The 12496-nt window shown below is 33.7% G+C and carries 10 protein-coding genes; all 10 read left to right on the top strand.

The window, feature by feature from the left end; all coding sequences use genetic code 11:
• Position 1: 1 nt before the first annotated feature.
• The 10 genes from QY331_12630 (at position 2) to QY331_12585 (ending at position 12481) form a co-directional block, all read left to right on the top strand.
• The gene (locus tag QY331_12630) at positions 2 to 880 is read left to right on the top strand and encodes an alpha/beta hydrolase (protein WKZ68797.1); all 879 of its coding nucleotides are present in this window, start codon (positions 2 to 4) and stop codon (positions 878 to 880) included.
• Positions 881 to 896: 16 nt separating this feature from the next.
• Positions 897 to 1385, top strand: a complete 489-nt coding sequence (locus QY331_12625) for a DinB family protein (protein WKZ68796.1) — start codon at positions 897 to 899, stop codon at positions 1383 to 1385.
• 216 nt (positions 1386 to 1601) lie between these two features.
• Positions 1602 to 3335 carry a DEAD/DEAH box helicase gene (locus tag QY331_12620; GenBank protein WKZ68795.1) on the top strand — a complete coding sequence of 578 codons (1734 nt, stop codon included), beginning with the start codon at positions 1602 to 1604 and terminating at the stop codon, positions 3333 to 3335.
• A 24-nt stretch (positions 3336 to 3359) separates the two neighbouring features.
• A complete protein-coding gene (locus tag QY331_12615; GenBank protein ID WKZ68794.1) occupies positions 3360 to 4058 on the top strand; it encodes a YjjG family noncanonical pyrimidine nucleotidase in 699 nt (232 codons plus the stop codon).
• Between the two features lie 11 nt (positions 4059 to 4069).
• Positions 4070 to 4942, top strand: a complete 873-nt coding sequence (locus tag QY331_12610) for a hypothetical protein (protein ID WKZ68793.1) — start codon at positions 4070 to 4072, stop codon at positions 4940 to 4942.
• Between the two features lie 357 nt (positions 4943 to 5299).
• Complete coding sequence (locus tag QY331_12605) at positions 5300 to 8338, top strand: two-component regulator propeller domain-containing protein (protein ID WKZ68792.1); 3039 nt, start codon at positions 5300 to 5302, stop codon at positions 8336 to 8338.
• A gap of 63 nt (positions 8339 to 8401) precedes the next feature.
• Positions 8402 to 9025 (top strand): response regulator transcription factor, encoded by a 624-nt coding sequence (locus QY331_12600; GenBank protein WKZ68791.1) that lies wholly within the window; start codon positions 8402 to 8404, stop codon positions 9023 to 9025.
• A 106-nt stretch (positions 9026 to 9131) separates the two neighbouring features.
• The gene (locus QY331_12595) at positions 9132 to 10391 is read left to right on the top strand and encodes a T9SS type A sorting domain-containing protein (protein WKZ68790.1); all 1260 of its coding nucleotides are present in this window, start codon (positions 9132 to 9134) and stop codon (positions 10389 to 10391) included.
• A 91-nt stretch (positions 10392 to 10482) separates the two neighbouring features.
• The gene (locus QY331_12590; protein ID WKZ68789.1) at positions 10483 to 10854 is read left to right on the top strand and encodes a radical SAM-associated putative lipoprotein; all 372 of its coding nucleotides are present in this window, start codon (positions 10483 to 10485) and stop codon (positions 10852 to 10854) included.
• A 250-nt stretch (positions 10855 to 11104) separates the two neighbouring features.
• On the top strand, positions 11105 to 12481 hold the full coding sequence (locus QY331_12585) for a serine hydrolase (GenBank protein ID WKZ68788.1): 1377 nt from the start codon (positions 11105 to 11107) through the stop codon (positions 12479 to 12481).
• Positions 12482 to 12496 lie beyond the last annotated feature (15 nt).

Raw genomic sequence — 12496 nt, 5'->3', positions numbered from 1 at the left:
AATGAAAAAAATATTTCAACTTTTTCTTCTGTTTAGTCTGCTGTTTTTAAATTGTATTTCACAAACAGATATTAACGTACTAACTCCGGTTGAGTATGTATATAAATCAATAGATACAACGCAACTTAAAGCTTATGTATTTATACCCGAAATCGAACCAATAAATAAAAAATTTTCTGCAGTGTTAGTATTTCATGGCGGAGGTTGGTCGGAAGGATCGGCTAAGTGGGCTTTTAGTAGGACTCATCACTTTGTTCAACAAGGAATGATTTCTGTCGCCGTTCAATATCGATTATCGAATAAAGAAAATATAACTCCTTTAGAAGCAATGGAAGATGCAAAAGACGCGGTTCATTGGATAAGGACAATAGCTGACAAATTAATGCTTGATACATCCAAAGTTGCTGTTTACGGTTGGTCTGCCGGAGGTCATCTCGCTGCCTCAACCGCAATTTTTAATAACGATTCAAATGAAATCCGCTCTATACCAAACGCTATTTTGTTGGTCTCACCTGCATTAGAATTAACAAATGATAGTTGGATAAAACAATTGTTGTTAAACAAAGCGGAACCACGAGACATTTCACCTGCTCATCATGTAAAACCGAATTTGCCGCCTACTATAATTGTTCATGGAAGAAATGATACAGTTACTCCTTTAAGTGGGATTGAGTTGTTTACTCAAAAAATGGTTGAATCCGGAAATGTTTGTAAACTTTTTATTTATGATGGAGTCGGACATATGTTTACACCGTCAACACAATCGGATAGAGGCTGGCCTAATCCGGATCAAAAAATTAAGAATGAAGCATATTCCGAAATCGATAATTTTTTAAGAGAACTCGGTTACGGAAATCTACCCTACGAAGCTGCTAATTAACGTAACGGAACCAAAAATGAAAGATTCGAGAATTGAATATATTCTGCAAACACTTAATCCTCCTTCCGGCAAGGGATTGTGGTATGGCGGTCCGACTGCAGTCGGAAGTCTCAAAGGTGTTAATTCAAAACAGGCGCTTTGGAAACCTGATAAGAAACGTCATTCAATATGGGAGTTAGCCTTGCATATTGCTTATTGGAATTATGCTATTCGAAACAAATTAATCGAAGGAGAATCTGGAAAATTTCCAAGAAGTCCCTCGAATTGGCCGAATATAAAAACAAATGCCGGTGAAAATGAATGGGTCGAAGATAAAAAACTGTTAACTTCAGAACATAATTTACTAATCGAGGCAATTCAAAAATTTGATTCTAAAAAATTAGATACTCGTGTTCCCAAAAGCAGCAAATGGACATTCGCTGATCTGCTTATGGGTGCCATGATGCATAACGTTTATCATACCGGTCAAATAATCTTGTTGAAGCGCTTATATAAACCAAAATAATTAATGCTATTAATCAATTTATTTTATGTATCTTTGAAGCGTTAAAAAATGCTAATATGTGCCGGATGATTTTTTAACTTTTAGTTGTGTCGTTAGTAAATGTTAGACTTGCCTGATTTCGCCGATTTATCCCAGCCTGTTGAATCTTACTAAATTAAAATCACCCGAAAAATTTTGTATGCATTCAATTCAAAAAATTTATTGAGAAGGAAGAAAATGGTTTCATTTAAAGATCTCGGTATTGATTCAACATTAGTTAATGCCGTTGAAGAATTAGGTTTTGTTAATCCAATGCCGATTCAAACAGAAGTAATTCCGGTTATGCTGAATGAAAAACCCAAAGATATCATCGCATTAGCCCAAACCGGCACGGGTAAAACTGCCGCTTTTGGATTACCGATAATTCATAAAACAGATACACGAAAAAGAAATGTTCAGTATTTGATAATTAGTCCAACCAGAGAACTATGTTTACAAATCGCCGACGATTTGAGTGATTACTCGGTTAATAATAATAAAATAAGTATAGCCGCAGTCTTTGGCGGTTCTAGTATGGAAAGACAAATTGATAAACTCAAACGCGGAGCACAGATTGTATCTGCGACTCCCGGTAGATTATATGATTTAATCAGAAGAAATGTGATCAATCTTACCGATGTTAAAGCTGTTGTTCTCGATGAAGCTGATGAAATGTTGAATATGGGATTCAAAGAAGATCTTGAAGCAATTCTTGAAGCAACTCCAAAACAGCGCAATACATATATGTTCTCGGCAACTATGCCGGATCAATTACTAAAAATTGCCAATAAGTACATGAACAAACCAATTGAGATAACAATTGGTAAGAAAAATACCGGTGCGGAAAATGTTCAGCATATTAGTTATTTCGTTCAAGCCAGAGATAGATATTTAGCTTTGAAAAGAATAGTTGATTACCATCCGGATATTTATGGAATAGTTTTTTGTAGAACCAGACAAGAAACGAAAGAAGTAGCGGAAAAATTAATTCAAGACGGATATAACGCAGAAGCACTTCACGGTGATCTTTCACAACAGCAGCGTGAAGTTGTTATGAGCAAGTTTAGAATTAAACACACAACTCTGCTTGTTGCTACTGATGTTGCTGCACGCGGTTTAGATGTCGATAATCTAACACACATAATTAATTATAATTTACCTGATGAATTAGAAATTTATACACATCGAAGCGGAAGAACGGGTAGAGCAGGGAAGAGTGGTACTTCAATAATTATAGCAAACCTAAAAGAGAAACACAAAATCAGATTGATAGAAGAAAAGTTGAATAAGAAATTTCAAACACTTCAGATCCCTTCGGGAAAAGAAATTTGCGAGAAACAATTATTTCACTTAATCGATAGAGTAGAAAAAGTTGAAGTGGATCACACAAACGTTGAAGGGTTTCTTCCTTCCATTTACAAGAAATTGGAATGGATGGATCGGACAGAGTTGATACAAAGATTTGTTTCAATTGAATTCAACAGATTTTTAGATTACTATAAAAATTTACCTGAGCTCAGTTCTCCTAATGAAAAAGGTAGACGTGAAAAAGATACTATAAATAAAGCAAACAATTATACTCGCTTTTTTATTAATGTCGGATCTCGTGATGATATTAAACCAACATCTATTATCGGTATGATAAAAGATTATTCCGGAGTTAAATCAATAGACATTGGTTCGATAGAAATACTTAAGAATTTTTCATTTTTTGAAGCGGATGGAAATTACGAAAATGAAATTCTAAAAGGATTCAGCAAGCAAAAAGTCAAAGGCAGAGAGATAAACGTAGAAGTTGCCGCAAGTAAAAAATCCGAAGGAAGCAGATCCGGTGATAGAAGAGATTCATTCAAAGGAAAACGCGATAACAAAAGACGCTCGGATAGATTTGATAAAAATAAAAGACCAAATAGAAGTAGAAGAAAAAATTAATCATAGTTTCTTATCTTACTGATTATGATTAATAGAAAATATAAATGGATTCTCCTCGATTTAGACGATACACTTTTTGATTATGCAAAAACCGAATATTACTCGCTGCAAAGTTTGTGCAGTGAGTTTTTCGGTAAGTTTAATGAAGATATTTATAAAAGCTATAGCTTAATAAACAGAAAATATTGGACTGCATTTCAGAAAGATGAGATTAAAATTGACGATGTAAAAGTCGGACGCTTCAAAGAATTTACAGAAGTCAATTTCCCGGATAAAGTTGTTGATCCCCATATTTTAAGTGAAAGATTCATAGATTTTTTAAGTGAATCAACTTTTCTTTTGGATGGAGCAATTGATTTTTTGGAATTCTTAATTGATAATAAGTATCAACCTTCAGTTGTTACCAACGGTATTAAACGAAATCAACTCTCTAGAATTAAGCTTTCCGGTGTTAGTAAATATTTTGAACACATAATAATCTCGGAAGAAGTTGGATTTGCCAAACCTCGTAAAGAATATTTCGATTATGCAAAATCTAGAATTGGTTTCGAAAACAAATCTGCATTGATCATCGGCGATAATATTGAGACGGATATTCAGCTTGGTTATAATCACCAAGTTGATACATGCTGGTTTAATCCTACCAAAAAAGAAAATCATTTCAATATAAAACCTACCCATGAAGTCAGATCATTTGATGAAATAAAACAGATCTTGGAATAAGGCTTACAATAATGAAAAAAGTCGTATTCCTAACAATGGATTCAGTAGTAGGTTTTTATACATATGATGAACTTCTGGTCGAACCGTTTAAGGAGCTAGGTTGGAAAGTTGAATCCATCTCATGGAAAGCAAAAAATATAAATTGGAAAAATTACGATGCAGTAATTGTCCGGTCAACGTGGGATTATCAACATTCTCCAGATGAATTTTTACAAGTATTAGAAGAAATCAATTCTCAAACTCATCTTGAAAATAATCTTGAAATTATTAAATGGAATATGGATAAAACTTATCTTCGTGATATGGAAGAGAAAGGAATTAAAATTGTTCCGTCTGTATGGTTTGATACATTTAATGAAGATGAAGTCTCAAATTTTTTCGATAAACTTGTAACCGGTGAATTAATCATCAAGCCAACAATTAGTGCAAATGCTGATAACACGTTCCGAATAAATAAAAATGATTTTAAATCTCAACTCTCTACTTTCAATTCTAAATTCGGTACTCGTCCTTTTATAGTGCAGCCATTCATAAAAAATATAATTACCGAAGGCGAATATTCATTGTTTTATTTTGGTGGCAAATACAGTCATGCAATTCTTAAAACACCAAAGCAAAATGATTTTAGAGTGCAGGAAGAACATGGCGGAATTATTAAACCAATTCAACCGAATGCGAAAATGAAAACAGATGCTGAGAAAATTCTGGATTCTATTAAAACCGATTTACTCTATGCGCGTATTGATTTTGTTAGAACAGATGAAAATGAATTCGCGTTGATGGAATTGGAACTGATTGAACCTTCTTTATATTTTAATTTAGACCCAAAATCACCTCGAAAATTTGCTGAAGTTTTTGACGAGTGGATGAAAAATAATTCTTAATCTTACTCTTTTTTTATCATAGAACTGAAAAGCGATTAAGAGTAAGATTAGGATTAAGAAAAATTTAATAGTTGACCGGTAATACCGCAGATTGAAACAAAGAGGTGAGCCGGTCTGTTTATCTACGTCATACCGATCAGTTAATTACAGGAAGTTTTTTCCCTTTCTTGATCGTTCCACTTTATTCAACCCCAGTCTTTGGTCTCTCATTTCTCTGAACCTTTCAACTTGTTCTATTTCTTTGATTCTCTAGTTGGCAATTAGTATAAGATGAGTTATCTTAATTAATATTAAGGAAACTGTTTTGACATCGTAAATAAATTTGTATCTCAAGTTAACGCTCAATTATTTTCATAAATGAAATCGATAAGTAAAATAATTCCATTTATATTGTTTTTTGCATTTGCCGATTGTTTTGCTCAAAGCAACGATCTTCATTATGAACAAGTAGCCACCGCGCAGGGTTTATCCCAGTTATCTGTTAAAAGTATTGTACAGGATTATCAGGGATTTATGTGGTTCTGCACAGACGACGGATTAAACAGGTTTGACGGATATAGCTGTAAGGTCTACAGTTACAACCCCAATGACACAAACGGAATACAAAACAACCTTATTACATCAATTTGTGAAGACGGTTATAAAAACCTTTGGGTTGGTACTCAAGGCGGCGGTTTATATAAATACAACCGTGAAAAAGATAAATTTATTTTCTTCGATCTTGATTCCGCCGGTGTGAGCAAAAATACGGATTTGGTTTATACTCTTTATTCCAAAGGAAAATATTTATGGATAGGCACACGCGAAGGCGGAATAGTAAAACTTAATTTGGAAACAGAAAAAGTTGAAAACTATATTAACAGCAGCAACGGACTAAAAACAAATTTTGTTACTAATATTTGTAGCGATCACAACGGAAATATTTGGGTTGGAACAAGCAATGAAGGTTTGTTTAAATTTTCAAATGTAGAAAACAAATTCCCGGATATTTATAATTACTTTGAAAAAACACAAATATTCAGCGCAACAATTGATTCTGATGGTTCTGCATGGATTTCAACTCCAAACGAAATAAAAAAATTAAATCCTAAATTCGGTGTTGTAAAAACTTATTCCTATTTTGAAAAAGTTGATGAGAAGTTAAAACCGGGCACAGTTCATTATGTTTACGCAGATACAATAAGAAAAACTATTTGGGCGGCGGCTTCAGGTAATTTGCTAAAATATGATTCTGCAAAAGACGAGTTTTTACCTTTCGAAATTGATAATGTAAACATTTTCGCCAAATCTATTTTAAGAACCCTCTATTTCTCTAATGATCAAAATATACTCTGGGTAGGTTCAATAAGCGACGGCGCATATAAAATCGATCTTTCACAATCTAGATTTTACAACTTTCTAAATGACTCTCATATTGGTGTCACTGCACCGGGCATGGCAATACTGGAGGATAAAGAAGGATACTTTTGGGCAGGCACTTTCGGCAGCGGTTTATTCCGGCTTGATTCTAATAAAAATATAATAAAAGCCTTTCATCAAATCGATCGCTCTAAAAAGATATATGTTTACTGCCTTATGGAAGATAACGAGGGAAATATATGGTACGGTACTGTATTAAACGGGTTATTTAAATATGATAAGAAAACTAAAACAACTACAGCCTACAATACTCAAAACTCCAAACTGAATTCAAGAGGCATCAGTTATTTATACCAAGATAAAGAAAAAAACATATGGGCGGGAACACATGGTGTGGGATTATTTAAGTATAATAAAGAAACTGATGACTTTGCAAATACAAACAATAATGACGAGCTCGGTTATCAAATAAGTGCAAAGGGTATAACATGTATTTATAACAACAGCCGCGGAAATTTATGGATTGCAACTGATTCGAAAGGAATAGATAAAATAGATACAAAGAGAGGAAGATTTATTAACTATTCCAACAATAACGAAAACGGATTAAGTCATAATTATGTCACGACAATAAAAGAGGATTCCAAAAACAATTTATGGTTGGGAACATACGGCGGCGGATTAAACAAGTTTAATTATGAAACGGAAACCTTTACTTTTTATACCACAAATGAAGGTTTGCCCAATAATACAGTTTATGCAATTGAAGAAGACAATTCCGGGGAACTTTGGATAAGCACAAACAACGGTATTTCACGATTCAATCCCGTAAAAGAAATCTTTACAAACTTTTCAACACAGGACGGCTTGGCTTATAAAGAATTTGTACAGAATGCAGCTTATAAAACTATTGCAGGCGAGATAATTTTCGGAAGCATAAACGGGTTTATTAGTTTTGATCCAGCAAAATTTTCCGACAGAAATATTGATTATAAAATTGTTACAACCGGTTTTACAATAGGAAATAAACCTGTTCCCATTGGAAACGATTCAAAGCTAGAAAAAAATATAATTGTTGCAGATAAACTGAGCTTAAATTACCTGGATAATGTTTTTGAATTTGAATTTGCAGCATTAAACTTTGATATGCAGCGTTCCCTTAAATACGCTTATAAATTGGAAAACTTTGACGACAACTGGATTATTACAACCCCGGATAAACGATTTGCAACATACACTAATCTTGATCCCGGAGAATATAATTTTAAAGTAAAAGTTGTTGACCGTTCGGGAAACTTCAGCAATAATGAAGCCTCAATTTTCTTAACAATCTCCCCACCGTTTTGGCTTACATGGTGGTTCAATTTAGTTGTTGGAAGTTTAATAGCATTAGGTCTTTTCTCAATTTACAAGTATAGGATTAATAGGATTTTAGAGTTAGAACGTCTTCGCGTAAAAATAGCAAGCGATTTACATGATGAGGTTGGTTCAACATTAACTAAAGTTTCGATGCGTGCACAAATGCTTGAAATGCAGATTAACGGAGAGAAAGAATCAAAAAATCTTAAACGCATTGCAGAACAAGCCCGTGAAGCGGTTTCAACTATGCAGGATATTGTGTGGGCAATTGATTCTCGAAATGATGGTCTGAATAATTTAATATACAAGATGAAAGACATTGCATTTTCGGTTTTGACTGAGAAAAACATAAAAGTAAATTTCTCTGTATCAGGTTTAGATTCGGATGAAAAACTAAATCTAGAAACCCGGCAAAATCTGTACTTAATCTTAAAAGAATCTGTACATAATATTATGAAACACTCCGATGCAACCGAAGTTAATATATCAATAACCAATACGGATAAGTTTCTAACCATGATTATAGCCGATAATGGAAAAAGATATGAACAAAAAGAACACCATACAGGGCAAGGTCTTCGAAACATTGAAATGCGTGCAAAAAAAATAAAAGCTATTTGTGAATTTAAGAATGAAAATGGATTCATCGTAATTGTTAAAGCACCTCCAATTTCATAAAATAGACTGCATCGCATTTTCATGCGATTGTAATTTTTAGGAGAAAAGTTGATTTTGGTCAATATGAAAAGCATTGCAATTATAGAAGATGATATTGAATTAAGAGAATTACTATATAGATATTTAAGTCATCAAAAGGAATTCAAATGCACTATTAGTGTGAATTCTATGGAAGATTTTTTCACGGAACTATCCGATGAAAACAAACCCGAAATAATTTTATCAGATATAGGATTACCCGGTAAACAAGGTGACGAATCTCTAAGGGCGATTAAAGAAAAATTACCCGAAACCGAAATCGTTATGCTTACCGTGCACGATGACCCTGAAAAAATATTTAAATGTTTGCAAGGCGGAGCCTCCGGTTATCTATTAAAAAATTCTCCGCTCGAAGAAATAAAAAAGTACTTAACAATCTTGGCAGATGGCGGATCGCCAATGTCGCCGCGCATAGCAAGGAAAGTAATTGAATACTTCCAGCCAAAGCAAAAACTAGAAAAACAACTTACTGAAAGAGAATATGATATTGTAGTTGGCCTAGTGGAAGGATTAAGCTACAAAATGATTGCCGATAAATATCATATTTCGATTGATACTGTTCGACAGCACATTAGAAGTGTTTACCGCAAATTAAATGTCAACTCCAAGGCTGAAGTAATAACTAAAAAACTCCGCGGCGAAATTTAATTCCCAAACAAAAAGACTCCATATCGCATTAAGATGCTATTGAAATGAATTCGTTAATCGGATATAATGTCGTGTAGATTTCTACAAACAACAAAAGGAGGGTGCTATGAAGAAGTACTTTTACATTTGTATTTTTATTTTTCTTTCCTTTTTACAGATTAATGCGCAATGGGAAAAAGTAACTGTAGATACTACTGCAAATGTTAACAAGATTTATGTAGCTAATAATCATCTTTTTGTTGAGTTAGATACCAGCCTTGTTTTTAGTGATTTACTTGTTTCATCTAACCACGGCGAATCATGGACGAATATAACCCCTAATTTACCCAACTCAGTTTCCAGAGTTTATGATTTAATAGAATACGATAATTCAATTTATATCGGTACCGATGGTGGCGTATTCATTTCAGTCGATAATGGACAATCATGGCAAGAAAAAAACAATGGACTTGACGCTGAACATAGAGTTTATACAATTTATGAAAGTAATAATGTTTTATTGGCGGGTACAGATCAGTTCATTTATCGTTCAACCGATAAAGGAGAAAACTGGACTAGGTCTGACGAATTTACCTTTATGACTTTTAACTCATTTACAAGTAACAACAATTACATGTTTGCACACGCCTCATTGAGCTTTGAATCGAGATATTTGTACAGATCAGGTGACAATGGAGAAACTTGGAGTATTATTAGCAGTCAGCAGCAATTTAGAACAGTTCATGCGCTAAATGATAATGAAGTTTATATGGCCGTAGGTACTGACCCCGGGAAAGGTTTTTATGTATCGACAGATAACGGAGATAATTTTAATATGTTTACTGATTACGAAGATTTATTCGAGAAAAACACACTTAGTATTAATAGTCTAGGTGATAATCTTTTTGTTGGGGCAATAGGTCCCGGTTTGTCTTACCGTGGCGCTGGTGGGACTTGGTATACCGCGAAAGATAATTTAGAAACCACTATTGTTTACAATATTCAAAGTGATGATACTTACCTATATTGTACCCACAGCTCAAGTCACAACTATATTAGTAGAAGACCATTAAGTGATTTCAATTTAGTAACAGATGTATCTGATGAAATAACTGATCTTCCCAATAAATTTGTGCTTAACCAAAATTTTCCCAACCCATTTAACCCAAGCACCACAATAAATTTCTCAATGCCAGAACAGACTAATGTTTCATTAAAAATTTATGATGTACTCGGAAAGGAAGTTGCAGAATTAGTAAATGAAGAAATGTCGTCCGGTTCATATAAAGTTGATTTTGATGCAGCAAATCTTTCTAGTGGAATTTATTTCTATACACTCAAAACCAACAACCAGATTCAAACAAGAAAAATGATTTTAATGAAGTAGAAGATTAAATGAAGTAATCTGACTTTTAAGCCTCATAAACGAAGAAAGTAAAATTAAGCAATATCGCTATCACTTAAAAAAAGAGGGCACCATGCAAAAAATAAAATTTTTGATAATTCCTTTAGTATTACTTGTATTTTCAGCTTGCTCAGAGGAAAGTACTACTGAATACAGTGAAGGAGGAGAACTTGCGAAATATACAATTAGCGGAAAAGTAACTGATCAGAATGGGACGGCTCTTGCTGATGCAAATGTGAGTGCTAAAGATAATAATAGTATTGGCATTGCTCCGGCAGCTTCAGTCACCACAAGTTCGGATGGTTCATACTCTTTCCAATTAGATGAGGGTGGGAATTACGATATTCGAGTTTTTTATACCGATCACTTGAACCCGGATGATAGTAAGACCATCGATAAATTGAATAGTAATATGACAATAAACTTTGTGATAACAATTCCGTAACATATTGATTTATTAAATAGCTGGGTTCGAAGATTAAATTTTTGCTTAGTAAAATCTTTGTCCTCTTAGTTGAATGTACTGTTTAAGATTTGGAATTCATTGATCTCAGAATTTGTTGAATTGGTTTATGAAGAGATCGCATCCCAATTTCTTGTTGTTAGTTTTGATGATCCCAAAATAAACTAGAGGATCAATTAATTTTTTTTTGAAAATAATAAGTTGTTAATGAACAATTAAAGGTAAATATACTGTGTTGAAATTCACTCAAAAAATTATACTTATCGCAGTGACTGCTTTCACGATCATTGCGCAAACCTTGCCGGAGAAATTACAAGATAAACTTGAATCTCTTCAGGTGGAAAAATCACTTTTTGGTATCTCAGCAGCCGTATTATTAGGGGATGAATTAATTTGGAGCGGAACTGCTGGCTATTCAAATCCTCAGACGAAAGATACCGTCACAATTGATATGAATGGATCTATTGGAAGTAATACAAAAATGATGACGTCCGTAATAATTCTTCAGCTTGTGGAAGAAGGCAAACTTTCCTTGGATGATACAATCGATAAGTGGTTTACTCCCTCATCAAAAATTAATGGCAAAATCACTGTGAGACAATTACTGAATCATACAAGTGGTATTGCAAATTATACAACTGAAGCATGGGTTGATTCATTCAAAACAAATCCCGCAAAAATATGGAACATGAATGAAATGATAGATGTGCTAGTCGGAGAACCGGATTTCCAACCCGGTGAATCATGGAATTATTCTAATACCGGTTATTTGTTACTTGGAAGCATTATTGAAAAAGTTGAGAACAAATCATACAGAGAAGTTCTTCACGAGAGAATTTTTGATCCTTTGGAATTATCAACAATGTATACTCCAATTGAAGATGAACCGACCGGTCCGGTAATGACTCCTTGGTTTGATATGGATGATGACGGCGAACAGGATAATTTAGATCAATACTCAATGATGGCAATGCATACAAGCGGTGGGTCAGCAGGATATATTTACTCCACACCTGTAGATCTTGCTATGTTTCTTAATAAATTATTTTCAAAAGAAGTCATTGGTCAATCCTCTTTGGATGAAATGATTACAACCGTTCCGGCACGTTCAACTTATGATTATGGTCTTGGTCTTATTAAGTATAAAATTTTCGATAAGCCTTATTACGGTCACACCGGACAATATATTGGATACTTAAGCTTTTCGGCTTACGAACCAATATCAAAATTGAGTGTTGCTTTAATAATGAATTTAACTTTTGCTGATATATATGGTGTTGGTCAAGAAATAACTGAACTGGCATTTAATGAAATAATAACCTCGATTGAAGAAGAAAATTTATTAAATGAATTTTCACTTTCACAAAATTATCCAAACCCATTTAACCCAAGCACAACAATAAATTTTTCTATCCCTGAACAAACATATGTTTCATTAAAAATTTATGATGTACTCGGAAAGGAAATTGCAGTATTAGTTAATGAAGAAATGTCATCAGGTTCCTACCAACTTGATTTTGATGCTTCTATTCTATCGAGCGGAATTTACATTTATGCACTTAAGACAAAACATTCCATTATATCGCGCAAAATGGTGTTGATTAAGTAAATCAATAATCACTAA

The organism is Melioribacteraceae bacterium (assembly GCA_030584085.1).
Lineage (GTDB): Bacteria > Bacteroidota > Ignavibacteria > Ignavibacteriales > Melioribacteraceae > SURF-28.
Note: the sequence above shows the minus strand (reverse complement) of the source record. Positions and strands in the feature narration are given on the sequence as shown.